Source organism: Ekhidna sp. (assembly GCF_965247405.1).
Classification (GTDB): Bacteria; Bacteroidota; Bacteroidia; order Cytophagales; family Cyclobacteriaceae; genus Ekhidna.
Genome location: NZ_OZ252014.1, coordinates 2,942,391 through 2,967,699, shown reverse-complemented (window position 1 = coordinate 2,967,699; position 25,309 = coordinate 2,942,391). Strand labels below are relative to the sequence as shown.

Genomic DNA, 25,309 nt, shown 5'->3' with positions numbered 1-25,309 from the left:
CAGAAAAGTAACTAATGGCAGGGATATTTTTAATTCGTTCGAAGCTTAGGCTTGCTTCTGAATCGATAGAATTGATCTAAAGTGATCGCGTGAGGAAGTGTGATTAGGGAAATTAATATAAAGAAGTAAGTAATAAGGATTGTCTGATTTTCCGGCTTGACAAACCAGAGCAATGCAAGGATGCCCAAAATGGCCAGCAGGCTAAATCCTATTAAATCAGATATAAAACGGCCCAGGTTGTAATGTTTTTTTTCTCTTCTAAGCCAAAAATATTGATGTCTAAAAGCATTTAAGGAATGAAATAGCACAAAGTATAGTGTGAACGCCAAAACGAAGGGCATTAACACGTGACTAATCACAATAAACATTAAGAAAATGAAAAGCCGAAAGATTTTACGGATTCCTGTTCCTTGACGATAAAGCATAATCAAACTCCCAATTGCCATTAATATGATCAAAGAAGGGGTAATAAACCTCCAGCTACCAATGTCGAATACTTCAGCTTTGACGACTACTACCAAATAGGGTGTAATTTCTTCCAAATGGTAAATCATCGGCGCGATGAGGATCAATGCACCCCAAATCATGCGTACAAACAAACTGGAATTCTTTATTTCTTGATCTTCTAGCAATTCCTGACCAAAATGATAAGATGATAAAAGAATGAACATGAGTAAAGCTTTGGATGGATCTAAAAGCCACCAAAGGATGAAACCCCCTGCTATCAAAACATATTTTAAAACGTACTTGATAACGCTTGTGTCTTCTGACGTGGAAAGGTGAATGCGATGATCTACTGCACCATGAGGTATACCGAAAACAAGGATTAAGATTAAGCAAAAAGCATTGACATACTGAAGAGGCAAGTTCCAGATAAGGAAAGTTGCCATGAGTACAAGCGCTGATCCATATTGAATAATCCTAACCATAAACAAAGAGTGGAGTGCAAAGGCACTCCACTCATCATCATTAAAAATTACTAAGCTGTTGCTTTTTTAGCTGATTGACTAACGGCCAAACTGTAAATCACAAGGCCAAATCCAATTTTATTGATGGCATCACCAATATTGTAAATAATATCTAAAGAATTTGGAGAAAGTATTCCACTTAATAAACCATCGGTTTCGATAGCCATGTACCCAATTGGATAGATTGCCCACCCAACCAAAATAAACCAGGCTAACGTATTGAAAGCTTTTTGTAAAACCGGATCATTAGAACTTTTAGATAGCTGTTTTGCTGATCCAAACCACACTTCGTAGAAGATACCCAAGTACCCCAACGTTGAGATAGCTCCCCAAATGGCACTACTATCTCTGAATACTGTCTCACCTAGGTATCCGGTTACTAGCATGAACACTGAATAAAAGATCATCTTCCAGAGCAGTCCGATTTTAGCTCCAAATGCTTTGAGGATCAGGTAGAACTCCACACACATTAACGGTACTGTCAAAATCCAGTCAATGTATCTGAATTCGGTTGGTGAGGTTCCATTTTGCACCCAGTAATCACGCATGTAATAGTAATGCACGGCTGCAATGAATGTAATCAGTCCTGACACTAAGAGAGAAGTTCTCCATTTTCCGTCTACACTTTTCATCTCCAGGAAGAAAAAGACGGTTGCTGCTAACATGGCCATACTGCCAATAAAGAAGGTGAACCCTACATAATCACCTGATTGCAGGGTTGCGGCTAATGTTGTATTCATAGTTTTTCAACTTTTAAATTTTAGCTACTAACCCTACAATATATTATTTTGTTTAACTTTTAATTAAAAATATTAAACAATTCATTCATCTCTTAGCATTTCTGCCGGGTTGGTCTTCGCTGCTTTTATGGTTTGCCAGCTAATTGTTACAAACCCAATTAGAAAGATTAGAAGTACCCCCGGAATTAGCTCCATCGGTCCGATCGCTATTCGCTTTTTGAACTCTGACAGAACATGCGAGGAGAAAATATAATAAGTCAGTGGAATCGCAATCACTGCCGAGATCAAAAGCATGAACATAAAACTTCGGGATAGGATCATAACAAGGTTTCTTTCTGTCGCACCAAGTACCTTGCGTATACTCACTTCCTTGATTCTGGTCTCTGTGGTAAATACGGCCATCCCCAATAATCCCATCGTAGATATGGAAATCGCTAATAAGGCCAGAAAAGTGAAAATACGATACATGATACGATAATCAGCGTATGACTCCTGGATTTGCTGATCCATGAATTCTGCCCGAAATGGATGTAGCTTATCAATATCCAACCAGATATCCTCCAGCTTATTCATCATCCCAATCACATCCGTGGTGCTTACCTTCATGTTTAAATGAATAAAGTTGTCTCTACCACTTTGTATCAAGGCGGAAGGCTCAGGGTCACTTGCTAAATTTTGATATTGATAGTTTTCGATCACCCCGCTAATTTGAAGAGGTAAATCATCTTCTCTTCGGTCCAGGTAGAGCACTTCACCTACCGCCTGATCTGGATTTTCGAATCCAAGTCGTTCGCTTAAATTTCTATCGATAATTAAAAACTTTGCTTCATCCTCACCATTCAGATCAAATGGAAAAGTTTCACCTGCCAGAAAGTTCAATTCATGAATACGAGCGTAATCCTTATTTACGTAATTGATATAAATCTTTACCGAGTCAAGTGGGTCTTTATACTTTACTTCATCTGCCCAAATTTCTCCTGTGCTGGGAATCATTCCGGACAGTGACATATCTGTCACTTCTGGTAATTTTTCTATTTCCGCCATCAGGATTGCAGGATCATTTCCAGCCATGTCCAGATTTAAAACATTCTCAGAAGTAAATCCAAGATCATAGTTAATAGAGAAATTATACTGACGGTAGGTAATTGTGGCACCAATAATCAATGCCATTGAGATCGAAAATTGAAAGACAATCAAAATCTTTCTAAGACTGACACCTTTAAAAAGGCGCAATTTAGTTACGTCCGTTAGTATCGAAATAGCCTTCAATTTTGATAAAATCAATGACGGTAAAAACCCTGAAATCAAACCAATCGCTACTGCAAATGCCAGGAAGTATAGTACATGAAGCCATCTGAATTCCATCGCAATGGTATCTTCTCCTATAATAGATTGAACGAATTCAGGCTTCAGCATAAGGTATAACGCGACGGCTATCACAAGAGAAAAAACAGAAATAACGATTGCTTCAAATACGAATTGCGTGAGCACCTGCGATCGCGAGGCTCCTACCACCTTACGTATACCTACTTCTTTTGCCCTTCTTAAGGATCGTGCAATTGAGAGGTTCGTGTAATTGAAACATGCAGACAGGATGATGATAAGTGTAAGGCCGAGTAGCTGATAAATACTTTCCCATGTAATGTTTGGGCCAATTTGATTAGAAAGGTCTCTGCCAGGTGCAATAGCACTCAAACTTTCCACCTCATGAGAAATTGTAAAACGGTCGGTCTTAGCATTTTCCTCCACAGCAATTTCATGAAGATACCTATTGGCCTGCGCGGGGGTTGTTCCATCTTCCATAAGTAGGTAGACATAATTCATCCAGATGCTTCGCCAGGTAAAAAAACTTGAAGTTTCATCATCCCGGTGTTTATTCTCCAGTGTGGAAAGTGATGCAAGTGCTTCAAACTGCACATGAGAATTTCTAGGAACATCCTGAATCACACCTGTAACCGTGTATGCCTCCTCTCCAAACATTACGACCTGCCCCACCGGATTATCCCCCTTGAACAATTTTTGAGCGGTTTTCTCAGTAAGAATAATCGAATTCGGCTCGATTAAAGCTGAATGAGGATCACCCGAAAGTAATTCAAATGAGAAGACATCAAAAAACTCGGGGGATGAATAATGCCCTCTGACACTAATGATATTTTCTCCTTTAGAAATATCTGCCCGAAAATTTCTACGCATGATCAGAACCTTCTCAAAACCTGAATATTCGCTTCGCAGTTTTTCGCCAATAAAAACGGAGGTTGATGCCAAATCGAATGGATCATCGTTAGTAATACTCGAATAAGTAGAGGTAACTCTGTATATCCGATCTTTCTTTTCATGAAATTCATCGAACGAGAGCGTTTCATTGATATAGGTGATCATGAGTAGCCCTACCGACATGGAGACGGCCAAACCAACAATGTTGATAGAAGCAAAAAGTTTGTTTCTGGCAATACTTCGAATACTCGTTTTGAAGTAGTTGCCGATTAGATTGAAGAATGTCATTTGTCCTAGTATTTTGGGTTTTTGAATAGTGTATAGTCTGCAGAATTTGAGAACATCCAGTAGAAAAATCAGATTGGCTTTTGCTCTGCTTTTTTCAATATTTCGGAAATAGTATTCATGCAAATCACCTTGCAGGTCTTCGAGAAGATCCTTTCGACAATAGAATTCGATGATTCTATCCATCCATCGAGGTGGTCCTTTTATTTGCTTATTCATTTGATTTCCTGAAAAACCAGTTCGGGAATCTTATCCCATAGTTTATCTCGCTGTGCTTTGGCTTTCATCAATGCCACCTTACCCGTATGAGAAACAGTAAAAAATCGCTTTCTGCGACCACCCCTCTCTTTGGTTGGCTCTCCCAACTCTGAAGTAATTAGTCCTTTGTCCTCCAGTCTTTTGAGCACCGCATGAACCACACCTAGCTTGGTTTTTCTACCCGTCACATTAGCAATCTCATCCACGATGTTCACGCTATATGCCTCTGACATGAGAGAAGCTATGGTTAGCAAAACGATTTCTTCAAATTCACCAAGATTCGTTCCTTTCATTTCTCTGAAATTATTAATTCACCAAATGTATGAAAAATCAAAACGTGAAAAAATCCCTTTGGTTATATTTTTTCATATTTTGTATAAAAAACAGGTCAATACGTAAAAGTGACAGCTCAACAGAATTTCAGACATCTCAATCATTTTGATAGTTTAGAAACGCCGAATACTCGTGTCATTTGTAATAAGAAACCAAAAAGTAAAAGTATACGATTATGAAAAAGTACATCGCTATCTTCTCATTTATATTATTCGGCACTATTGCTGTAGCTCAGGACTTTGAAGCTCCAAAAAAAGGAGCTAAGATTTACGCGAAAGAATACACGATCTCTGTTGATTCTGACAATGAAACAACTTTTGACCTATGGTTAGTAAGGTCTCGATTTGCCAGGAGAGCAACATTCATGGAACCTAAACTGATTTCCAGTTCTGGCCTGACATTTGAAGTCACTCAAGACGAGAATAACAAGGATCATTACGTTGTAACCGTTTCTGCCAAAGATGTGGAAACAGGTCAATATTCAACAACCGTCTCTGCCCGTAGTACAGGTACTCAAAAAGTTGTTGGAACTACTCTTTCCTTCAATGTTACTCCATCAAAGGCTGTAGCATCGAAAGATGGAGAGTAAATTTGCCAAATGAAATATTGGTATAGGCTAACGATTGGTGTCTTTGTCTTCTTATTTTTTAAGTTGACCAGAGATGATTTCAGAGATGAGTTATTTCACTGGGATCTAGGCACTTCGATATCATTGGTCTACACTGTTATCGTAATTCTTGCGCTATGGGAAATAGTGGCTCGCTACATTCGTGCGACAAGCAACAAAACCGGCATTAATTCTAATAAAGGCTTATATATCCTTTCTACAAAGGCAACACTTCTGATGTTGCCTTTGGTGTTTTTGTTTGCCTACATTTATGATAACATCCTTCAATACATTAGTTGCTGTCCAGAGCATTATTATGGGAGCTTTCTGATCAATGCAGCCCAGGGTTTTGTCATTTCACTGCTAATCATCGCTTACGAAATCATTAATCTTTATGTCAGAAATGCCATAAAAAGTGCACGTGAAAAGGAGCAGATTCAGAAGGAGCTGGCAGCCGCCAAACTGGAAAGCCTTAAGAATCAGGTCAATCCCCATTTCCTTTTCAACAGCTTCAGTGTACTTACCTCACTTGTAGAAGAAGATTCTAAAACTGCGGTAAAATTCATCTCAAAGCTGTCAGATATGTATCGCTACATTCTTGAAAACGACGAAAAAACGGTGGTATCACTGGAGGAAGAGTTGGCTTTTATTGATAGTTACACCTTCCTCCTCTCTATGCGCCATCGTTCAGCAATAATTGTACACAAACACCTGGATTTGCCAGCCAAAGAAATTTTAATACCTCCTATGTCTATTCAGGTATTGATTGAAAATGCGGTTAAGCACAATTCGTTCTCCATTGATGAACCCTTACATATAATTGTGAAAAATGATGGCCAAAAGGCCATCATTGTAGAAAATGAAAAGAGGAAAAAAGAACACCTAACCAGTAGTACTCAGATTGGTTTAAAGAACCTTTCAAAAAGGCTAATGCTTTCTGCCGGTAGGGCTTTGGAAGTATTGGATAATGATCAGATATTCCAGGTTAGATTACCTCTTTCACGAGCATGAATGCAATTATCATAGAGGATGAAGAACTCTCAGCAAACCGTTTGGGAAAGCTCGTAACTGAGCACACCAGCATTAAAGTTTTTGGTACATTCTACTCTGTAAAAACTGCGCTGAAATGGTTGAAGGAAAATGAAACACCGGATTTGCTTTTCCTGGATATCCAGCTTGGAGATGGGACCGGCTTTGATATTCTAAACGAACTTTCATCGTATCCCAAGGTGGTATTTACTACCGCTTTTGACAAGTATGTCTTAGACGCATTCAAATACAATAGTGTAGACTATTTGCTTAAACCTGTAAAAGCAGAGGATTTGATTGCAGCTGTGGAGAAACTAAAAAAAGTACATGCTCAAAGTGACATCAGTGCTGCAGTTGATTCTTTAAGAGATCATATTAAAACAGGTTTCAAAAAGAAATTTCTAATCAAAATTGGACATAAATTTCATTCTATACCCGTGGATGAAATTACGTATTTCTACAGCCAGGCCAGTACCACCTATCTAAAGACATTGAAGGGTGACAGTCTGATCACCGATCACTCACTTGATGAATTGCAGACCATGCTTAACCCGGAAGATTTCTTTCGGATTAACCGGCATATGATGGTTTGTGACAAGTATATAAACTCCATCGATTCATATTTCAACAATCGACTTATACTTGCTTTGAGACCAGAATTTGATGAACAGGTGATTGTGAGTAGGGAAAAAGTGAAGGCTTTTAAAGAGTGGTTGGATAGGTAGTTTAACTCTCTTTCTCTAATGTTACCCGACTTTTTGGTAGCATTTCCGGAAACTCCTTCTGTAAAAACTCAATAAGCTTTTCTCTCACATGAACACGGAGAATCCATGCATCATTTGCATTTTCCGCACCGATGAGTGCACGAATCTCCATCGCCTTCTCTGTGCTTCCCGTCACCTGAATATTAGCAGTTTCTCCATCCCACAAAGGATTGTCTTTTACAATTCTTTTGAGTTCCTTTCTCACTGGTTCAAGAGGTAAATGATAGTCAACATATAGGTATACAGTGCCAAGCATATCACCACTTTTTCTAGTCCAGTTTTGAAATGGTTTTTCAATGAAATAAGTAGATGGCACTACAAGCATTCGTTTGTCCCAGATTGCTACCACAACATAAGTCAGAGTCATTTCATGAATTGTCCCCCACTCCCCCTCCACGATCACGACATCCCCTAAGCGAATGGGTTGAGTAATGGCCAATTGGAAGCCAGCCAACAGGTTTGCAATCAAACGCTGTGCAGCCAGACCAATAATTACACCAGCAATTCCCGCTGAAGTAAGAATACTTACTCCTACCCTTCGGATGCTATCGAACGTCATTAGTATCAGTGCAATGGCCAGGATGATGATGATAACAATCACTATTCGTTCGAAGAGTCTGACCTGAGTAAACAGCTTTCTCAACTTCAGACTGCTGCCAACATCCTGTTTATATCTCCTTACAATAGAATCTCTAACCCCTTTAACAATCCCAATCAACAGCCAGGTGACAGCCAGAATATTTACGATTTGAGAGAGCTGAGTGATAAAAGGTGTTTTGGATTCAAAATAAAGTTCAGGCCATAGCTGCAAGGAGAGTACGATAACAACAAAAACAAATGGCTTTTTAACACGAGGTAAGTCCCTTCCCAGTTCTGAATGGCTAACTCTTAGTATTTTTTTGATTATCCAATAAAAGGTGAGACCTAAAAGCAGACCTCCAAGGAAAATACCTATTAACCACAATGCTTGTTCGTGCCATGGTAAAACATTTATTTTTTCCATATGGCAAAGGTAAGACTAGAATAAGGAGATCTTAATTAATGCTGTTTTTGTTAGCTGAATTCTGTCTCATCTCTTGCTTCCGCATTGGCATACTATCAATTAATTGAAAGATCTCTCTAGTAGAAACGATATCATCTTTTCTCATTTTCACAGTACCATCCTTCCCGATCAAAACGACCATAAACTTTCCCTCGGGTATCGCATAAGCTTTTCTAATAGCGATTGCCTGTTTTTCTGAAAGCAATTCATCTTTATGATCTAACCAATGATCGTCATACAGTCTGTAGATAATCAAATCTCGCTCTTTCATTCCTTTCTTCCCTTTAGACATGATCTGATCTTGTCTTTTGTATCCAATGTTCGTTGGAGAGGCAGCTGAAAAAATCAAAACTCTATTTTCCCATTTATGAGATGATATCGGATTCATTTGAATATGATTTAACAGTAAAAAAATTAGAACAATATGATTCATTGTAGGATAAACAATTGACATCCGAAATTGATTGGTAAACCAGTTCGGTCGGCTTTTTAGCTAGTTCAGATGCATTCTTAGATGATTCGATAAAATCAACCAAAACATGTGTATATACATTGGTTTTACCTTCATAATTCAACAAAAAAATCGAATCATGAAACATTCAATACAAGAACCAAAACTTTTTAAAGGGATTAAGCTAGCATTAGGCACTGCTGCATTTGCTTTAATACTGCTCACCACAAGCTGTGGAGATGACGATAGTGCTGTAGTCTCTGCTGATAGTATCGTTGAGATAGCTGCAGAGACAGATAATTTATCGTCACTTGTAGCTGCTTTAAATAGATTTCCGGATTTAGTAAATGCGCTTTCTGATGAAAACGGTTCATTTACCATATTTGCTCCTACAAACGCTTCATTCAGCGCATTATTAGAGGCGACCGGACAAACAAGTTTGGATAATGTCCCCGATGCTGTTCTAAGAAGAGTGTTAGAATATCACGTTGTAAGCGGATCTGAGTTAGTATCAACCGCGCTTACTGACGGTGCAACTGCGACCACTGTTTTAGGTGAAGATATTACCGTTGGAGTAGACGGATCTGATGTGACAATAAATAGTGTTGCTGTAGCAACAGCCGACGTAGAAGCATCAAACGGAATCGTGCATATCTTAGATGGAATTCTTGTACCGTCATTGGAGTCAAGCATTTTGAATACTGTAGTGGAGCCAGCCTATTTCAATAAAGACTTCACAATTCTTACTGAAGCGGTGGTAACGGCTGGTCTTTTAAATACGCTCATTGACTCAGACGCCAATTTCACTGTATTTGCTCCAACTAATGATGCATTTGAGGCTGCAGGTATTACTTCTCTTGAAGGATTAACAGCTAATGATTTAACTCCAATATTACAATATCATGTACTGGACTCAGAGGTGAAACAAGCAGACCTACCTGCTACTGGTAGTGCTGTAACTACTTTGAATGGTGATTTCTATTTGAGCATCAATAGTGATGGTGTATTTATCAACGGATTGACGGAAGTCACAGCAACAGACATTGATCAAGATAATGGTGTGGTTCATGTAATCAACCGTACGCTTATTCCAGCTGATGAGGATATTGTGGAAATAGCTGTAGCTGCTTCGGAAGCTTCAGATGCTGAATTTGGCCAGTTGGTGGCAGCTCTTACCGCTGTTGAGAATGACGAGATGGCAGCTGATTTGATCACGGTATTGAAAGGCGATGGCCCGTTTACTGTTTTTGCACCAACAGATGCTGCATTTCAGGCGCTATATGACAAAGTACCAGATAGCGATGATGATGGCGATAATGACATCACTGATCTTGTAGCTGCTGCAGGTGGACTAGACGTTATTGCTACTGTTCTTCAATATCATGTTTATTCAGGGAGAGTATTCTCAAAAGATATTCCTAATCTATTAGATGGAAATGCTTCCGTATCCATTTCTGCAGTTGCCGGTGGATCATGGACACTAAATAGTGACCTAACGATTACTGATACTGATGGCGCTCTTTCACTCGGAACTTCAAATGCAGCCATTGTTGGAACTGATATCCTTGCAACAAATGGTGTCATTCACACGATAGATCAAGTTATTCTTCCTTAGAGTAATTTTATTCAACAAATAACCCTGTCCCTTTTAAAGGGCAGGGTTTGTATTGTTTCTAAAATGTTCTCCAACAAATACAGATATATCTACATAACCCTCCTGGGAGTTTATTCTTTTTTGAACATCAAGTTTACGGAAGGAGATAAAGCCATATCCGCTAACCTGGGAGATTTCACATTGCTCCTTGTGATAATGTCACTCACGCTCGCTGTTTGGGAATGTAATCATTTGATAGAAAGATGCTGGAAAAAAATAGAAAAGCTTGCACCCAAACTTATCTACCGTTTTCTTCTAAGCATTGTTGTAGTCTCTGTTTTGTCCATCATTGCATCGTATGTTGTGGGGATTATCACATCACAGAATATTCTATTACCAGGATTTAAACAGACCTTGGGTTTTGCCTTCAGAATCAATCTATTCCTTCATTCCATCAATGCCCTTTATCAATACAATCGCGCACTCAGCAATTCACGATTAGAAGCTGAGCAGTTGAAAAAGCAAACCACTGAAGCCAAACTTGAGGCCCTTAAAAATCAAGTTAACCCACACTTTCTCTTTAATAGTCTAAATATTCTCACCTCAGTAATAGAGGAAGATAGTGATGCAGCAGTAAAATATGTAAATGAACTATCAAAAGTCTATCGGTATTTGCTTAAAACTGAGCGCGAAAATCTTGTATCATTAGATGAGGAACTTTCTTTTATCAGCTCTTACCTTTTTCTTTTAAAACTTCGTTTTCATAAGAATCTGGATGTGGAAATAGACGTCCAAGAAAAAGATCAATGCATTCCCCCTTCCACCCTCCAACTGCTGATTGAGAATGCAATAAAACACAATGAAATCTCGAATGCGCACACACTAAAAATCCGGATCTTCCAACAAAATGACCAACTGATTGTTGAGAACAATACGAAAGCTAGATCAAATAAACCCAGTCGTTCAGGAATTGGACTCAATAACATTTCCAATAGGTATGTACTAATCACGTCCAGAACCCCTGAAATCGTAAATAATTCGGGTATGTTTATTGTTAAGCTACCGGTAATTGAATCCATCACGCATGAAAACCATAATAATAGAAGATGAGAAGATAGCTGCAGATCGCTTAAAACGCATCATTGCTAATAATCATCCAAACTATGAGGTATTGAAGACCCTTGATACGGTTCGGGATTCCGTTCAATACCTCTCCACTCATCATGACAATCTGGACCTCATCTTTTGTGACATTCATCTTGCGGACGGAAACAGCTTTGAAATATTCAAAAAATTGAAGTGTGATGTGCCAATCATCTTCACAACTGCTTATGATGAGTACACGCTAGATGCCTTTGATGTAAATAGCCTTCACTATCTATTGAAACCTATTGACCAAAGTGATCTGGCTAAAGCCATTTTAAAGTTTGAAAAAACCAATTCCGAAAACTCAGACATAAAAACAATTCTGGATCGTTTTGGGCCAGAAAAGACCAAACGGTTCTTATTGAAATCAGGTCAGCGCCTAATCCCCAAGAAGGAATCAGAATTGGCTATATTTTATTCCAAAAACAAAGTAGTTCATGCTGCTGACCTTATAGAGGGTAAAGTATATGTGACTGATTTTACGTTAGAGCAACTTGAACAGGGCCTTCTTTCGCAAAGATCATTTTTCAGAATCAACAGAAAGCACATTGTGAACAAGGAAGCCATAACAGCTTTAAAACCTTATAAAAATCAACGATTATCGTTATCATTGGCAATACCAAGCTCGGAAGAACTTGTGTTGAGCAGAGAAAAAGTCAATCCTTTTAAAGAATGGTTTATCGCATAACAATCAGCTTTTTAATCTTCATCACCTCCACCACCCTTTTTGCACAGACACCCTCATCTTACGATTCATTAAAAAACAGAATCATGAAGCTGGAGGCAGGTGTAAATGAAATCAACCTAAACCTTGAACAATCGCAAAGGAAATTTCAGAGCGGAATACTCATAGCCACACTTGGATATACCACCACCATTGCAGGTGGTCTTATGCTTGGTCGAGAAAATGACGAAGCAGGGCAAGCTCTTCTCGTAGCTGGTGGCATCACAGGTGTAATAGGTACTTATAAAATGGTGGATGCTTTTCGATTCTTGACGGGCAGAAAAAAGAAAAAACCTAAACCGAATTATTGATTCAGCCACTGCTTAAAAGTGGTCGCCTTTTCGCTGCTCACAATTATTTGCTCCTCATCGAAATGTTCAAGCTCTACCAAAAGTTTTCCTTTAAAATACTTATGAACAGCGATGATGTAATTGGCATTTAGAACGAATTGTCGATTAGCCCTACAGAAATCTTGAGGGTCTAGTTGCTGTGCTAACTCATCCAGTGTAAAATCTGACAAATAGGATTTTTCATTCTTCGTGAAGATATGAACCACTCCATGTTTGGTATGAAAACAAACAATATCCTCGGATCGAATAGCCATCATCTTATCCCCTTGCTTCACGAGAAATCTGGACTTGTATTTGGTTTCGGTCAGATTGATTTGACTAAGCAGAGTCGCCATATCAATTCCATTTTGATTGTAGCTGACTTTCAGATTCCTGTACTTATCCAAGGCACCTTGTAAGTCTTCTTTCTTAATTGGTTTCAGCAAATAATCGATACTATTTACCTTAAATGCTTTAAGTAAATACTCATCAAAAGCAGTGGTAAATATGACAGGGCAAGCGACTTCTGTCTCATCAAATATCTGAAAACTGATCCCGTCACTGATTTGGATATCCAATAATGCCAAGTCAGGTTGTTCATGATTTTTAAGCCATTTCACAGTGTCCTCCACACTATCCAAAACCTCCACAATTTCAATTGTTGGATCGATTTCATGGAGTATTTTCTCCAGTCGCCGGAAGGCCGGTGCTTCATCTTCTATGATCAATACCTTCATACCAGGTGTAAATCTTTTTCTTCCAACAAGTCAATTAAAGGAACGGCCACCATGTAGTTACTGGCACTTGTAATCACATCAATTTTCCGGTTACCCAAAATGCTATATCTCTTACGAATATTCTCTAATCCGGTCTTGGTTGATTTTTCTAGTGACCCTTTTAGCTGAAGATTGTTCTTCACTACTACTGACTTACCATTATCAATGTAAATGTCGATATGAAGTGGTTTTGCCTTTGATACCACATTGTGCTTGATCGCATTCTCCACCAGCATCTGAAGCGTTAAAGGAGGAATTGTCAATCCCAGATACTTTTTGTCGATATTGAATTGGAAACTCAAATTATTCGGGTACCTCATTCGTAATAAAAACAAATACGATTCCACAAAATCCAACTCCTCCTTTAGGCTAACCAATTCCCGATCTTTATTTTGAAGAATATATCTGTAAACCTCTGAAAGTTTTTCCGTAAAGGCCACTGCAGCGTCTGCATCCTCAGGAATGATTGAGGTAAGTGTATTCAGACTATTAAAAAGAAAGTGCGGACTCATCTGATTCTGTAAAACTTCGTATTGCGTTCGTATTTGCTGATTTTTCAATTGTTCATACAAGCGAAATTGGTCCTTCCACTTTTCAAAAAAATAAAAAGCCTCATAGGAAAGAGAGACTACTGCTGCTATGACGAAATTGAAAGGGATATACCTCAGATGCTCCTGCAGCGTCATGACCTCCTTCCATGAAACAACATCAAAAATCAGTTTCAATGGAATCCCCCCGATCGACATCCAAATAATCATACTCAAGCCAGTAAGTGATATTCGTCTCTTTGTTTTACTGATTTCAGGAAATTTTCTCCTGAAGAAATAAATAATTGCCCAGGCGCCATTCCAATAGACGGCTGTAAAGCACAGCGAAACGAAATAGTGAAACCATAGCGGCTCATTAGCCATATGATCATCGCCATCATTTAAAGTAGCCAACACGGCTACCAAAAAAATGCCTATCCAACGAACATGTACTTCATTCAGCTTTCCCATTATTGTGAATAAAGATAGTGAACACCACCCAGCAAAATAGTACATATGCGAACCTGAGATTTCAGGGTGTGAAATGGAAATAAAGGGAACTGAAACCTGATTTACATCTTGTCAATTAATGAAACACAGTTCAGGCGCAGATTCTCCGGTTTGAACTATCTAATATACCATATCGCTTCAAAAAGCGTTTCCGCACCCTATTTGCACTCGTAGGTTAGCATCAAAACCAACACTCAACACGATGAAGAACTCAAAAGCTATCATTATTACTATTCTGGGCATCCTGACATCCATTGTCAGTCTTGCTCAGGATCAAACCGTAAAGGGAATCATTTTAGACGCACAGGCTGAGTACCCACTGATCGGGGCTACTATCCAGCTTGTGGGATCTGACCCAGTGCAAGGTGCCGTCGCTGATGTAGATGGAAAGTTTCGAATTGAAAATGTGCGGGTCGGTAGGCAAACCTTTGCAGTCACTTATCTCGGATACAAAAGCATTACACTTCCTAATGTCCTGGTAACATCAGGAAAGGAAGTCGTACTTCGGGTCCTGCTGGAAGAATCAGTTGAAAAATTGGAAGAGGTGGTGGTCACGGCCGATGCAGACAAAGACCTTCCTATTAATGATCTGGCAAAAGTCAGTGCCAGAACCTTTAGCCTTGAAGAAGTGACCCGTTTCTCAGGAGGGAGAAATGATGTGGCAAAACTGGCTACTTCTTTTGCGGGAGTAAACGCCACCAACGATGCACGAAATGACATTGTAGTAAGAGGTAACTCACCTGTGGGTTTGCTTTGGCGGGTAGAAGGAATTCCAATTGCGACAACCAATCACTTTGCAACCCAGGGAACCACCGGAGGTCCTGTAAATGCGCTAAACACCAACTTGCTTCGTACATCTGATTTTCTTACCGGAGCATTTCCTGCTGAATATGGGAATGCCAATGCAGCAGTTTTTGATGTCTTCTTTAGAAACGGCAACACTGATAAGTTTGAGTTCACTGGGCAAATGTCCGCATTTAGCGGGCTGGAGTTTATGGCTGAGGGGCCGCTAAACAAAAAGAATAACTCATCATTCGTCGCATCCTACCGGTATGGAATCGCCAGTCTGGCTGCCACCGGAACCTCGGCTACCCCGTATTATCAGGATTTATCGTTTAAAGTAAACCTTGGCAATACTAAAATTGGAAGGTTTGAACTCTTTGGACTTGGCGGCAAAAGCAGCATCGATTTCCTGGGAGATGAAATTGATGAAACAGATCTTTTCGCCGACCCATCCCAGAATGCATTTGTAGAAAACGAATTGGGCCTCATGGGGCTTGCGCACACACTTAGACTATCTCAGAATACCTATTTGAAGACTTCTTTGGGTGCTTCGACCAACTTCAATGAATACATTCAGGATAACCGCATGCTTGATGTAAATGATGAACTCATTGGCAAATACCGTGCAACCAATCTTCGAAACAGAGAAAACAGATACACCATCACTTCCACACTCAATACAAAGTTTAATTCCCAATGGAGTATGAGGGCTGGTTTCCTAAACGAAACCTATGATTTGAATCTTTTCATAGAGGATAGAGACGATCGTGCATCAATACCGGATAATAACAATGATGGTGTGCCGGACTACTTTCTAATCTTCAGAGATGTAGACGAGCAATTCAATCTCCTTCAGACATATGCTCAGGCAGAGTACAAATTCACAGATGATATATCAACCACATTCGGTGTGCATACCCAGTATCACGAATTTATGAATGACTTTATCCTGGAGCCAAGAGCAGCCGCCAGTTGGCAAAGTAGTCCCGTACAGCGTTGGAGTCTCGCTTATGGATTGCATGGACAAGCCATTCCTACCCCTATACTTTTCCTTCAGGAGGAGACTTCACAAGGTATGACCGAACGAACAAATGAAGATCTAAACTTCATGAAAGCGCATCACTTTGTACTGGCAATGGACCGCAACCTGGGAACCAACTGGAGGTTAAAAACAGAAGTGTACTATCAAAGCCTTTATGATGTACCAGTGGAACCTACACCATCCAGCTACTCAGTGTTGAATGAAGGAAATGATTTCATTTTCGAGGAGAAAGGCTCACTCGTGAATGAGGGTTCGGGATCCAATTATGGGATAGAAACCACACTCGAAAAGTTCTTCAGCAACAACTACTACATGTTACTAACTGCATCGCTATTTGATTCACAATATGAAGGAAGTGACGGAGTGGAAAGAAGTACCGCATTTAACAACAACTATGTTTTGAATGTACTCTTCGGTAAAGAGTGGAAGTTTGGACCGAATGGTCGAAACGCATGGACGTTTGACACCAAAATGACTACTTCCGGTGGTCGTCCATACACTCCTATTGACCTACAAGCAACACGAGATAATGCAGGAAGAGAAATCCGGATGGAAGAAGTTGCCTACAGCGAAAGTTATGGTGAATATTTTCGATGGGATGTGAAACTTGGCGTTCGTATGAACCGTCCGAAAGTATCTCATCAGTTCTTTGTGGATTTTCAAAATGTGACCAACAGAAAGAATGAATTTGTAAGAAGGTACAATTCTGTGACCGACCAGATTAACGTGGTAGAGCAGATCGGTTTCTTCCCTGATGTAATGTATCGCATTCAATTTTAGTAGACATGGAAATACTCACTAGACCAAAACAAGACCTTAACGTCCTTATTCTTAAAAGTAATATCAGTACCCCAGATGATGTCAGAAAAGTCGACCATGCATTTAGTCAGCTTCATTGCATAAAAAGATGGACGGTAGATCTTGATGATTGGGAGCATGTTTTGAAGGTAGAGTCCTATGTGCTCTCCTGTAAAAATATTGCAGTAATTCTGGAAAAAGTCGGATTTGAATGCTCAGAACTAGATCACTAAAACAAAAAGTGGAATAAATGATTTAATGAGACGAGTAATAGTTTGGAGAATAGGGAGTCTTGCTTTTGCAAGGCTCTTTATCTTTAACCCCAATGGATAAGAAGCAATACGATTATGCCATTATTGGAGCAGGAGCAGCAGGCCTTCAACTTGTGCTTAAAATGATCCGTGATGCTTATTTCAAGGAGAAGAATATTTTAATTCTAGACAAGGATCATAAGAATACGAATGATCGAACCTGGTGCTTTTGGGAGCGGGGAGAAACCAAATGGGACAAACTAGCTACTCATTCCTGGCGGCACGGGGCATTCATCAACAATAAAGAAACCATTGATTTTGATCTGAGCCCTTACCGGTACAAGATGGTACGTTCGGCTGACTTCTACCGCTCTGCCAAAGACGAATTAGCCTCAGCTTCAAATGTCACTTGGATCATTGATGAGATTGCCAATATTGAGGGTCAGAAAATTGAAGGCTCAAAAGATCATTATTCAGCAATACATATTTTTGATAGCCGTATTCCACAAGGATTTCATGATCGACAAGACGACTATCACTCGCTGATTCAGCATTTTAAAGGTTGGTTTATTAAAACCAAAAAGCCGGTATTTGATCCGGACTCTTTCACCATGATGGATTATCGACTGAAATGGAAGGACAGCACCAGTTTCACCTATGTACTGCCTGTTTCAGAAACGGAAGCCTTAGTAGAGTTCACTCTTTTCAATGATCAGTTGCTAATGGTGGGTGAATACGATCAATACCTGGAAAAGTATCTGAAAACATACTTAAATCTATTCGATTACGAAATAACAGAAGTGGAGCAAGGCATGATACCTATGTCAGATTATCCATTTCACAAACACCACTCAAAGCACACCACAAAAATCGGCACAGCAGGTGGCTGGGTGCGACCGTCCTCGGGTTATTCATTCAAAAATGCCGATCGATACTCTTCCATGATGGTGGAAAATATCAAAAATAGCAGACGACCTGAAAAAGGAATTGCAACCTCACGATTTCGAATGTATGACTCTATATTCCTGAATGTGCTTTCGGCAAGAAACGATTTGGGAGAAGATATTTTCACCCGACTTTATACCAAACCAGGTATCAAATCAGTATTCCGGTTTTTGGATGAAGAAAGTAGTTTATCAGAAGATATTAAAGTGATGTTTTCATTGAATAAACCTCAGTTTTGGCAGGCCTTCTTTGGAACTTTCTTCAAGTGAAACTTCCCTCTCTGGAGCAGGAGCAGCATTCCGATTTTAGACTTCAAAAAACACAAATTATTTCTCCCTTCGGAGGGAGTTAGAGGGAGGATTTTGAAAAAAAGTTTTTTGAAGTCTTCGAGCTACCTAGCCGTACACGCGGGAGCAGCGAGAAATATTTACTCAACCTTTAGCGATTTCAGATTTTAAGGATTTCTCCTATCGTCGAAATGACAATAGCAATTAAATCCTACATCTCACTCCTATCCGGTAAAGCATGGCATTATCAATCGATGGGAAAAATACATTTTCTTTCCCTTCCCTAAGCTGCACATCCGCAAACACCGTACGGGTCAGATTTACATATGCTTCAAAATAGTCTGAGATACTGTATTCATACCTGAGTCCAGCTAGTATCAAAAACATTCGTAAACGATCCGCAAATATCTCATCATTGATCAAGACCCCATTTTGAATATTTGAGTTAAATCCATCGCCTTCGGCATAAAGTTGCAACCGGTTTTTCTCATTAAAATAGTACTTCAGACTTGAGGATGGTCCCCCAATGGTGTACGACCACTTTTCATGAAACTTTCGGTAATAACTGAAAAAAGGAAATGGAGCCGGGAAACGAGTATTGCTGGAATAATATAATCCTGCAATGATTCGGTGTGGCTTCTTTACCTCCTCCGGATTCATCTTATTTTTTACAAACACTACAAGACCCGAAACCAGAAAGTCCTTTCTTACTAATCTCCCTTCCAGGTTGCTGGTAAAGGAAGGAGCAACCTGCATACCCACATACCAATCATTCGTTAGTTCATAAATATATGAGATCGCCAGATCCAGGGACTTGAAATTTTCTGTCTCCCTTTTATCGTAAGAGTCCTGATCTTCCTTGTACTTAAACTGAATGTTGCTGAAATCAAGTCCTGCAAAGAAGTAGCCTTTATCTCTTACTTTGAACGGAATATTGAATAGCGCTCGCTGACGCTGATATTCAAAATTGGAATCCTCACCTGGCAGATAGGTATACTCCAGTTTAGCCAAATCCAAGTATTGTGAATGGCTAAAATGAAAGACCAACAGGGTAAGTATGAAAAGTAGCTTCCGCATCGAATCCGCCAAGATCGGAAAATTTTATTCACCACAAACGAAGATTTTTTTTATTTCGACTAAAGTCAGTGACATAGGGCTGTCACTCCAACTCATTTCTTTGAATCATGTTTAATACTAACAGATAAAAATCATGACAACTCAAGAAGTAGCCAACGAATTTGTAGCCATGTGCAAAGAAGGAAAATGGGATGAATGCATCCAAAAATTTTACTCACCTGACATCAAAAGTGTAGAGCCGGAAGATGCCTTTTGGGGTACTGTACAGGGATTGGACGCCATTGCGAAAAAAGCCGAAGAATGGCATGGAATGGTCGCTGAATTTCACACGATGGAAATTTCTGACCCCATTGTTGCGGAAAATTTCTTCTCAATGACCATGAAATCCAAAGTGACCCTTAAAGGTATGGATCAACCAATCAACATGGATGAGATATGCGTGTATGAGGTAAACGATGGAAAAGTGGTGAAGGAGCAATTCTTCTACACCCCTATGCCTGAGTTTGCATAATCTCAAACCGAAAGAATCATAAGACATCAACCGTCAGGGATGGCGGTTTTTGTTTACTCCTCTATCTTTGATGAAAATGAAAGTTGATCCTACTACAATAGAATCCGTCATCTCCTCCTACCCTCCTCAAGCGAAGGAAAAAGTTGTACATCTCCGCAAACTCATCTTAGAAACAGCTGATGAAATTGGCATCACTGATCTGGAAGAAACACTGAAATGGGGAGAGCCCAGCTACCTCACCAAGCATGGCAGCACCATACGCATCGATTGGAAGGAAAAGAAACCGGATCAGTACGCCATGTACTTCAAATGTACCAGCAAACTTGTACCATCCTTTCAGTTGGCTTTCGGCGACCTATTCAATTATGAAACCACTCGTGCCATTGTATTTAAGCTGGATGAAAAAGTACCTGAAAAAGAATTGAAGCAATGTATTAAAGCGGCTCTGACTTATCATAAAGTGAAACAGCTCCCATTGTTGGGTTTGGGTGAGAAATAGTTAACATCTCCCTTTTAATTTGTCGGTATTCCCTTGCGAGTGAGGCACGAACGAGACTTGGGAATCTCATATTCATTTGCTGACCTTGAACGAGATTCCCATGACTCGGCCTCTGGGCCTCCCAAAGGAATAGGGCTTCTACCACCTCGGTTCGTGTCCTCACGAAATACCATTTTTTAAAGATTTTGGTTTGTGGAGACACAAACCAATACAATAGCTTAGACTTATCACAAGTTGAAGAAGATGCCGCTGTTGGGGTTGGGTGGATAAGAGAATTACATCCCCCTCCCTCGCACATTTCCACCACACCACTAAACGTCGGACCGCCTTCAAAGGGGGAATTCCTGGCTTAACTAGAAAATCTTTGGACAATGTAATTCCCCTCCTGGGAGAGGTCAGGGGTGGGATTAAATAATCCACCTCCACAAAATTCATTTTCCCTTGCGAGGAACGACGAGACTTAGGAATCTCAATGTCTGATCTCAGCCACGGTTCGTGTCCTCACGAAACGAAATAAAAGTACAAAAACCACCAGGTATAGATTTCTCACCATCGAACCTCCGGTTCGAAATGACATAAATACGGATTTGTTAAACCACCTCCACAAACAACCCCTCATCGGTCTTGTTCACCTTAGCAAATCCACCTTGAGTAAGCTTTTTGATGGCTTTATCCCATTTCTTATTCGACAGTCCAGACTGATCTTTGAGTGCATTCAGCTCGACCTTTTCTTCTTTTTCCAACATCTCAAACACAGCTTTTGCGTCACCTTCAAGCTCGGCTGCTCGGGACTTCACTTCCGGTCGCATCTGAGGGAAGAAGAGTACATCCTGGATGGAATTGGAATTGGTCATGATCATGGTCAATCGATCAATGCCGAGACCCACGCCGGCGGTAGGAGGCATTCCAAATTCCAAGGCACGAAGGAAATCCTCATCCAGTGTCATGGCCTCATCGTCCCCTCTTTTACCCAACTCCAGCTGCTCCTCAAATCGCTCCCGCTGATCCACTGGATCATTCAACTCTGAGTAAGAGTTCATGATTTCTTTTCCGTTACAGATTGCTTCGAATCGCTCCACAAGTCCTTCCCTGGATCGGTGTTTTTTTGTCAGCGGAGACATCTCCACAGGATAATCGGTAATAAATGTTGGCTGGATCAATAACGGCTCACATTTCTCACCGAAGATCTCATCGATGATTTTTCCCTTTGCCATCGTATCGTCCAAAGGCACTTCCAGCTTCTTAGCGGTTTCTCTTAATTCTTTCTCATCCATTTCCGAAATGTCAATTTCGGTAAAGTGCTCAATCGCCTCAAACATGGTAAAGCGCTTCCACGGACGCTGGAAATTAATTACGTTTTCACCAACCTGCACTTTGGTATCTCCGTGAAGGTCAAGTGCTACTTTTTCGATCATGGCTTCCATGAGGTCCATCATCCAGTTGTAATCCTTGTAAGCAACATAAAGCTCTACTTGAGTGAATTCCGGGTTGTGGAACCGGCTCATTCCCTCATTACGAAAATCCTTGGCAAACTCAAACACGCCATCGTATCCGCCTACAATTAGTCTTTTCAGATACAGCTCATTCGCGATGCGTAAATAGAGCGTCATATCCAATGTGTTATGGTGCGTTTTGAACGGACGAGCAGCCGCACCTCCATAAAGTGGCTGAAGAATAGGCGTTTCAACTTCCAGATAGCCTTTATTAGCAAGAAATTCCCGTATGGAGTTTACCAACTTAGTCCGTTGAATGAAGGTGTCTTTCACTTCAGGATTCACAATCAAATCCAGGTACCGTTGACGATATCGCTGCTCGGGATCTTTGAATGCATCATACGTCTTCTTATTGCCCTCTTCATCAGTCGTTTCCTTCACTATTGGAAGCGGACGAAGTGATTTAGTCAGCAGCTTTAGCTCAGTTACATGAACAGAGATTTCTCCTACCTCTGTTTTAAAGACATAGCCTTTGATACCAATAATGTCGCCGATATCCAACTTCTTTTTGAACACATCATTGTAGAGTGATTTATCCTCACCCGGGCAGATATCATCTCTTCGTAAATAGATCTGAATACGGCCACTTGAATCTTGCAGCTCAGCGAACGATGCAGATCCCATGATCCTTCTGCTCATGATTCGTCCAGCCATTGAAATGTTGGTGTAATCACCGGGGCGACTATCAAAATTTTTCTTGATGTGTTTGGCAGTCATATTCACATCAAATGATTCGGCAGGGTATGGGTCAACCCCCATTGCCATCAGTTCCTCTCTGGATTTTCTTCGTTGGATTTCCTGTTCGCTTAACTGCATTTTGTTTTGCTTGTATTCTTATTTTTAAAATCTGATTATCAGGCAGACTTACGTCTTCTTAGTTCCTTTTTTACCAGGGTATATTCTCTTCCACTTTGCCCAGCTATGGATGTGTTTTCTTCTGCTCTTCTGAATAGATAGGGAAGTACTTTTTCAACCGGACCATAAGGAACATACTTAGCCACATTGTAGCCCAAGTCAGCCAGCTTGAATGAAATGTTGTCACTCATTCCTAATAACTGAGCAAAAAAAACTCGATTGTCTTTCTTGGATATTTCCTGCTCTTCCATAAGCCTGGCCAACAACTTGCTAGAATTTTCATTATGTGTCCCGGCACATAGCCCCATACGGTCAATGTGCTGCATACAAAACTTCAACGCTTCGTCGTAATCCTTATCAACAGCTTCCTTGGTCGCATGAATAGGGGATTCGTATCCCATTTCTTCTGCTCTGTCTCTTTCCTTTTCCATGTAAGCACCTCTTACCAATTTAGCTCCCAGGTAATAACCACTCACCTCTGCTTCGATCTGTGCTCGTGTAAGCCTGTCCAACATATCATGACGATACATTTGATAGGTGTTATAGACAATCGGTCGTTCCTTATTGTATTTAGCCATCATGCGATAAGCTATACCATCAATAAAGCTTTGAAACCATGATTCCTCAGCATCAATCATGACCATCAGACCCTTGCTACCTGCTTTGTGTACGATCTCATCTACACGCTGCTCACAGTTATAGAGTTTCGTTTTTTCAATCTCAGTAAGCTGCTCCTTATTCTGTGCCTTCGTCATCAAGTCGGTAGATCCCAATCCGGAAAGCTTTAATACACAAAAAGGAATATGATCATTGGTCGAAGCAAAATCAATAACTCTCAAAGCCTCTTCCTTGGTGGCATCATACCCATCTTCATTTTTCAGTCCCTCCACCGAATAATCAAGGATGGTCTGCACGTTATGATCACCTAGTCTATTAATGGTATTACTGCAATCCTTGATGGATTCTCCTCCACAAAATTGATTGAAGATTGTCTTCTTAATGATCCCTTTAACAGGTAATTTCAACTTCAGTGCAAGGTTAGTCATCACTGTACCTGTTTTCACCATCCAGGGCATACTCATGGTGGAGAAAACAAAATGTGAGTTCTTCAGCTCCGACGTTGATCGATGCGCAAAAGCAGTTGCGGTATCATCAAAATTGATTGACTCTGATTGCATATTTTTGAAAATCGGTGTGCAAAGATAGCTAACAGATTCACACCATTATCTGTTTAATCAAATGTCTAGTAATCTTCCTTCATATCTTACTATTTCAACGGAAATCAATAGCGATTTAAGCAAGGCAATTGAAACGTTGAATCCGGATAAAATCGTTGTACTGGTAGATGAGAATACCAAAAAGTATTGCTTCCCTCACTTACATGTTTCGGTTGATGCTCAAATCGAAATTCAAAGTGGTGAGCAATATAAAACACTGGAAACATGCATTAAGATCTGGACTCAACTGACAGCAATTGGATGCTCACGTAAAAGTCTCTTGATCAATCTTGGAGGTGGTGTTATCGGAGATATGGGCGGATTTGCTGCCAGTACCTACAAAAGAGGAATGCCGTTTATTAATATACCAACCACGTTACTTTCCCAAGTGGATGCAAGTATTGGAGGTAAGTTGGGGGTTGATTTTGAAGGTTTGAAGAACCATATTGGCGTTTTCCAGAATCCGGTCTGTGTTATAATCAATACCGCATTCCTTAAAACTCTCCCTGAAAGAGAGCTAAAATCAGGATTTGCTGAAATAATCAAACATGCTTTGATTAGAGATGCAGAGCAGTGGGAGTACCTGAACCGACATTCATTTGAGAAAATCAACTGGAATGAAATTATTCCAAAATCCATCAGCATCAAAAGTAAAGTGGTTCAGGAAGATCCGTTTGAAGCCGACGCTCGGAAGATTTTAAACTATGGCCATACTATAGGACATGCGTTGGAATCCCATTTTTTGAATTCTGATACTCCTCTGTTACACGGAGAGGCGATAGCATTGGGTATGATACTCGAAAATGAAATTGCTGCAACAGTAGGTTTGCTGAGTCAGGGTGAGAGTGCAGAAATCAACGAATTTATTAGATCTGTTTATAATCTAAATCTGCAACTTCCAAACTATGAAATGCTCAGAAGCCATCTTTTACAAGACAAAAAAAATGATGCGCAAGGCATCAGGTTTTCATTGTTAAAAAAAATTGGGGCATGCGCCCACGATGTACTAGTTGAAGAAACTGTACTTAAGAATATTCTTAAATAAACAGGTCTTCTTTGTCGCTGTTTCTGTCGTCTTGAGAAGTCTGTTGTTCTTTCTTTTTTACCGTTTTTTTGGGCGAGCTTAGAAAGAAGGTAAGAGCTCCTATGGCGATAGAGGCGAAGATTGTTCCTATGGTACGTGATCTTGACATATTATAATTTATTGACATCTTAGCAACGTAAAAAGTTGTAATAATGTTTGTCAAAAAGCCT

25 protein-coding genes are annotated in these 25,309 nt (G+C 40.1%); 13 read left to right on the top strand and 12 right to left on the bottom strand.

Going from position 1 to position 25,309, the window contains the following annotated elements; translation table 11 throughout:
* Positions 1–29: 29 nt before the first annotated feature.
* The 4 genes from ACP14Y_RS13630 to ACP14Y_RS13615 all read right to left on the bottom strand — a co-directional run bounded on the left by ACP14Y_RS13630 (position 30) and on the right by ACP14Y_RS13615 (position 4,758).
* Positions 30–929, bottom strand: a complete 900-nt coding sequence (locus tag ACP14Y_RS13630; protein WP_424963484.1) for a Brp/Blh family beta-carotene 15,15'-dioxygenase — start codon at positions 927–929, stop codon at positions 30–32.
* A gap of 50 nt (positions 930–979) precedes the next feature.
* Positions 980–1,708: a bacteriorhodopsin-like gene (locus ACP14Y_RS13625; protein ID WP_424963483.1), complete on the bottom strand. Its 729-nt coding sequence runs from the start codon at positions 1,706–1,708 to the stop codon at positions 980–982.
* Between the two features lie 81 nt (positions 1,709–1,789).
* On the bottom strand, positions 1,790–4,393 hold the full coding sequence (locus tag ACP14Y_RS13620; RefSeq protein ID WP_424963482.1) for an ABC transporter permease: 2,604 nt from the start codon (positions 4,391–4,393) through the stop codon (positions 1,790–1,792).
* A 29-nt stretch (positions 4,394–4,422) separates the two neighbouring features.
* On the bottom strand, positions 4,423–4,758 hold the full coding sequence (locus ACP14Y_RS13615) for a PadR family transcriptional regulator (protein ID WP_424963481.1): 336 nt from the start codon (positions 4,756–4,758) through the stop codon (positions 4,423–4,425).
* 215 nt (positions 4,759–4,973) lie between these two features.
* Here ACP14Y_RS13615 and ACP14Y_RS13610 point away from each other — a divergent pair, with 215 nt between their 5' ends.
* Genes ACP14Y_RS13610 through ACP14Y_RS13600 form a run of 3 tightly spaced genes read left to right on the top strand, consistent with a single transcriptional unit; the run spans position 4,974 to position 7,159 of the window.
* Complete coding sequence (locus ACP14Y_RS13610) at positions 4,974–5,387, top strand: hypothetical protein (protein ID WP_424963480.1); 414 nt, start codon at positions 4,974–4,976, stop codon at positions 5,385–5,387.
* A 9-nt stretch (positions 5,388–5,396) separates the two neighbouring features.
* A complete protein-coding gene (locus ACP14Y_RS13605) occupies positions 5,397–6,416 on the top strand; it encodes a sensor histidine kinase (protein ID WP_424963479.1) in 1,020 nt (339 codons plus the stop codon).
* A complete protein-coding gene (locus ACP14Y_RS13600; RefSeq protein ID WP_424963478.1) occupies positions 6,413–7,159 on the top strand; it encodes a LytR/AlgR family response regulator transcription factor in 747 nt (248 codons plus the stop codon). The genes ACP14Y_RS13605 and ACP14Y_RS13600 overlap by 4 nt, the downstream gene beginning before the upstream one ends.
* A gap of 1 nt (position 7,160) precedes the next feature.
* Here the strand turns inward: ACP14Y_RS13600 and ACP14Y_RS13595 are convergent, their stop codons facing one another.
* Positions 7,161–8,201 carry a mechanosensitive ion channel family protein gene (locus ACP14Y_RS13595; protein ID WP_424963477.1) on the bottom strand — a complete coding sequence of 347 codons (1,041 nt, stop codon included), beginning with the start codon at positions 8,199–8,201 and terminating at the stop codon, positions 7,161–7,163.
* Between the two features lie 31 nt (positions 8,202–8,232).
* Positions 8,233–8,628: a DUF4174 domain-containing protein gene (locus tag ACP14Y_RS13590; RefSeq protein WP_424963476.1), complete on the bottom strand. Its 396-nt coding sequence runs from the start codon at positions 8,626–8,628 to the stop codon at positions 8,233–8,235.
* A 202-nt stretch (positions 8,629–8,830) separates the two neighbouring features.
* On the opposite strand from ACP14Y_RS13590, the gene ACP14Y_RS13585 reads away from it, so the two are divergent.
* The 4 genes from ACP14Y_RS13585 (at position 8,831) to ACP14Y_RS13570 (ending at position 12,466) form a co-directional block, all read left to right on the top strand.
* Complete coding sequence (locus ACP14Y_RS13585; RefSeq protein WP_424963475.1) at positions 8,831–10,306, top strand: fasciclin domain-containing protein; 1,476 nt, start codon at positions 8,831–8,833, stop codon at positions 10,304–10,306.
* A gap of 63 nt (positions 10,307–10,369) precedes the next feature.
* Positions 10,370–11,395 carry a sensor histidine kinase gene (locus ACP14Y_RS13580; protein WP_424963474.1) on the top strand — a complete coding sequence of 342 codons (1,026 nt, stop codon included), beginning with the start codon at positions 10,370–10,372 and terminating at the stop codon, positions 11,393–11,395.
* Positions 11,370–12,119 carry a LytR/AlgR family response regulator transcription factor gene (locus ACP14Y_RS13575; RefSeq protein WP_424963473.1) on the top strand — a complete coding sequence of 250 codons (750 nt, stop codon included), beginning with the start codon at positions 11,370–11,372 and terminating at the stop codon, positions 12,117–12,119. Before ACP14Y_RS13580 ends, ACP14Y_RS13575 begins: the two co-directional genes overlap by 26 nt.
* Positions 12,104–12,466 (top strand): hypothetical protein, encoded by a 363-nt coding sequence (locus tag ACP14Y_RS13570; RefSeq protein ID WP_424963472.1) that lies wholly within the window; start codon positions 12,104–12,106, stop codon positions 12,464–12,466. The genes ACP14Y_RS13575 and ACP14Y_RS13570 overlap by 16 nt, the downstream gene beginning before the upstream one ends.
* Here ACP14Y_RS13570 and ACP14Y_RS13565 read toward each other — a convergent pair.
* Positions 12,460–13,221, bottom strand: a complete 762-nt coding sequence (locus tag ACP14Y_RS13565; RefSeq protein ID WP_424963471.1) for a LytR/AlgR family response regulator transcription factor — start codon at positions 13,219–13,221, stop codon at positions 12,460–12,462. The two genes, ACP14Y_RS13570 and ACP14Y_RS13565, sit on opposite strands and share 7 nt — an antisense overlap.
* The gene (locus tag ACP14Y_RS13560) at positions 13,218–14,258 is read right to left on the bottom strand and encodes a sensor histidine kinase (RefSeq protein WP_424963470.1); all 1,041 of its coding nucleotides are present in this window, start codon (positions 14,256–14,258) and stop codon (positions 13,218–13,220) included. The genes ACP14Y_RS13565 and ACP14Y_RS13560 overlap by 4 nt, the downstream gene beginning before the upstream one ends.
* A gap of 241 nt (positions 14,259–14,499) precedes the next feature.
* Between ACP14Y_RS13560 and ACP14Y_RS13555 the strand changes: the two genes are divergently transcribed.
* From ACP14Y_RS13555 to ACP14Y_RS13545, 3 genes are all read left to right on the top strand, one after another.
* A complete protein-coding gene (locus ACP14Y_RS13555; protein ID WP_424963469.1) occupies positions 14,500–16,902 on the top strand; it encodes a carboxypeptidase-like regulatory domain-containing protein in 2,403 nt (800 codons plus the stop codon).
* Between the two features lie 5 nt (positions 16,903–16,907).
* Complete coding sequence (locus ACP14Y_RS13550) at positions 16,908–17,153, top strand: hypothetical protein (protein WP_424963468.1); 246 nt, start codon at positions 16,908–16,910, stop codon at positions 17,151–17,153.
* 92 nt (positions 17,154–17,245) lie between these two features.
* Positions 17,246–18,385 carry a lycopene cyclase family protein gene (locus tag ACP14Y_RS13545; protein ID WP_424963467.1) on the top strand — a complete coding sequence of 380 codons (1,140 nt, stop codon included), beginning with the start codon at positions 17,246–17,248 and terminating at the stop codon, positions 18,383–18,385.
* Positions 18,386–18,607: 222 nt separating this feature from the next.
* Here the strand turns inward: ACP14Y_RS13545 and ACP14Y_RS13540 are convergent, their stop codons facing one another.
* Positions 18,608–19,480 (bottom strand): DUF6268 family outer membrane beta-barrel protein, encoded by an 873-nt coding sequence (locus ACP14Y_RS13540; protein ID WP_424963466.1) that lies wholly within the window; start codon positions 19,478–19,480, stop codon positions 18,608–18,610.
* Between the two features lie 133 nt (positions 19,481–19,613).
* Between ACP14Y_RS13540 and ACP14Y_RS13535 the strand changes: the two genes are divergently transcribed.
* Together ACP14Y_RS13535 and ACP14Y_RS13530 are read left to right on the top strand one after the other, a co-directional pair.
* On the top strand, positions 19,614–19,991 hold the full coding sequence (locus ACP14Y_RS13535) for a SnoaL-like domain-containing protein (RefSeq protein WP_424963465.1): 378 nt from the start codon (positions 19,614–19,616) through the stop codon (positions 19,989–19,991).
* Positions 19,992–20,067: 76 nt separating this feature from the next.
* Positions 20,068–20,490: a DUF1801 domain-containing protein gene (locus ACP14Y_RS13530; RefSeq protein ID WP_424963464.1), complete on the top strand. Its 423-nt coding sequence runs from the start codon at positions 20,068–20,070 to the stop codon at positions 20,488–20,490.
* A gap of 590 nt (positions 20,491–21,080) precedes the next feature.
* Here the strand turns inward: ACP14Y_RS13530 and lysS are convergent.
* Both lysS and ACP14Y_RS13520 read right to left on the bottom strand, forming a co-directional pair.
* Positions 21,081–22,799, bottom strand: coding sequence for a lysine--tRNA ligase (gene lysS, locus ACP14Y_RS13525; protein WP_424963463.1), 1,719 nt, complete (start codon positions 22,797–22,799; stop codon positions 21,081–21,083).
* A gap of 38 nt (positions 22,800–22,837) precedes the next feature.
* Complete coding sequence (locus tag ACP14Y_RS13520) at positions 22,838–24,016, bottom strand: proline dehydrogenase family protein (RefSeq protein ID WP_424963462.1); 1,179 nt, start codon at positions 24,014–24,016, stop codon at positions 22,838–22,840.
* Between the two features lie 61 nt (positions 24,017–24,077).
* Between ACP14Y_RS13520 and aroB the strand changes: the two genes are divergently transcribed.
* On the top strand, positions 24,078–25,100 hold the full coding sequence (gene aroB, locus ACP14Y_RS13515) for a 3-dehydroquinate synthase (RefSeq protein WP_424963461.1): 1,023 nt from the start codon (positions 24,078–24,080) through the stop codon (positions 25,098–25,100).
* On the opposite strand, the gene ACP14Y_RS13510 is transcribed toward aroB, so the two are convergent.
* Positions 25,093–25,248, bottom strand: a complete 156-nt coding sequence (locus tag ACP14Y_RS13510) for a hypothetical protein (RefSeq protein ID WP_349564524.1) — start codon at positions 25,246–25,248, stop codon at positions 25,093–25,095. The genes aroB and ACP14Y_RS13510 overlap by 8 nt on opposite strands.
* Positions 25,249–25,309 lie beyond the last annotated feature (61 nt).

Bases quoted from the DNA above. Each gene is read 5' to 3' on its own strand.
- ACP14Y_RS13520 (WP_424963462.1), bottom strand. From the start codon at position 24,016: ATGCAATCAGAGTCAATCAATTTTGATGATACCGCAACTGCTTTTGCG.
- ACP14Y_RS13600 (WP_424963478.1), top strand. From the start codon at position 6,413: ATGAATGCAATTATCATAGAGGATGAAGAACTCTCAGCAAACCGTTTG.
- ACP14Y_RS13510 (WP_349564524.1), bottom strand. From the start codon at position 25,248: ATGTCAAGATCACGTACCATAGGAACAATCTTCGCCTCTATCGCCATA.
- ACP14Y_RS13530 (WP_424963464.1), top strand. From the start codon at position 20,068: ATGAAAGTTGATCCTACTACAATAGAATCCGTCATCTCCTCCTACCCT.
- ACP14Y_RS13610 (WP_424963480.1), top strand. From the start codon at position 4,974: ATGAAAAAGTACATCGCTATCTTCTCATTTATATTATTCGGCACTATT.
- ACP14Y_RS13615 (WP_424963481.1), bottom strand. From the start codon at position 4,758: ATGAAAGGAACGAATCTTGGTGAATTTGAAGAAATCGTTTTGCTAACC.
- ACP14Y_RS13545 (WP_424963467.1), top strand. From the start codon at position 17,246: ATGGATAAGAAGCAATACGATTATGCCATTATTGGAGCAGGAGCAGCA.
- ACP14Y_RS13605 (WP_424963479.1), top strand. From the start codon at position 5,397: ATGAAATATTGGTATAGGCTAACGATTGGTGTCTTTGTCTTCTTATTT.
- ACP14Y_RS13590 (WP_424963476.1), bottom strand. From the start codon at position 8,628: ATGAATCCGATATCATCTCATAAATGGGAAAATAGAGTTTTGATTTTT.
- ACP14Y_RS13595 (WP_424963477.1), bottom strand. From the start codon at position 8,201: ATGGAAAAAATAAATGTTTTACCATGGCACGAACAAGCATTGTGGTTA.
- lysS (WP_424963463.1), bottom strand. From the start codon at position 22,799: ATGCAGTTAAGCGAACAGGAAATCCAACGAAGAAAATCCAGAGAGGAA.
- ACP14Y_RS13565 (WP_424963471.1), bottom strand. From the start codon at position 13,221: ATGAAGGTATTGATCATAGAAGATGAAGCACCGGCCTTCCGGCGACTG.
- ACP14Y_RS13625 (WP_424963483.1), bottom strand. From the start codon at position 1,708: ATGAATACAACATTAGCCGCAACCCTGCAATCAGGTGATTATGTAGGG.
- ACP14Y_RS13540 (WP_424963466.1), bottom strand. From the start codon at position 19,480: ATGCGGAAGCTACTTTTCATACTTACCCTGTTGGTCTTTCATTTTAGC.
- ACP14Y_RS13580 (WP_424963474.1), top strand. From the start codon at position 10,370: ATGTTCTCCAACAAATACAGATATATCTACATAACCCTCCTGGGAGTT.
- aroB (WP_424963461.1), top strand. From the start codon at position 24,078: ATGTCTAGTAATCTTCCTTCATATCTTACTATTTCAACGGAAATCAAT.
- ACP14Y_RS13560 (WP_424963470.1), bottom strand. From the start codon at position 14,258: ATGGGAAAGCTGAATGAAGTACATGTTCGTTGGATAGGCATTTTTTTG.
- ACP14Y_RS13575 (WP_424963473.1), top strand. From the start codon at position 11,370: ATGAAAACCATAATAATAGAAGATGAGAAGATAGCTGCAGATCGCTTA.
- ACP14Y_RS13630 (WP_424963484.1), bottom strand. From the start codon at position 929: ATGGTTAGGATTATTCAATATGGATCAGCGCTTGTACTCATGGCAACT.
- ACP14Y_RS13585 (WP_424963475.1), top strand. From the start codon at position 8,831: ATGAAACATTCAATACAAGAACCAAAACTTTTTAAAGGGATTAAGCTA.
- ACP14Y_RS13570 (WP_424963472.1), top strand. From the start codon at position 12,104: ATGGTTTATCGCATAACAATCAGCTTTTTAATCTTCATCACCTCCACC.
- ACP14Y_RS13550 (WP_424963468.1), top strand. From the start codon at position 16,908: ATGGAAATACTCACTAGACCAAAACAAGACCTTAACGTCCTTATTCTT.
- ACP14Y_RS13555 (WP_424963469.1), top strand. From the start codon at position 14,500: ATGAAGAACTCAAAAGCTATCATTATTACTATTCTGGGCATCCTGACA.
- ACP14Y_RS13535 (WP_424963465.1), top strand. From the start codon at position 19,614: ATGACAACTCAAGAAGTAGCCAACGAATTTGTAGCCATGTGCAAAGAA.
- ACP14Y_RS13620 (WP_424963482.1), bottom strand. From the start codon at position 4,393: ATGGATAGAATCATCGAATTCTATTGTCGAAAGGATCTTCTCGAAGAC.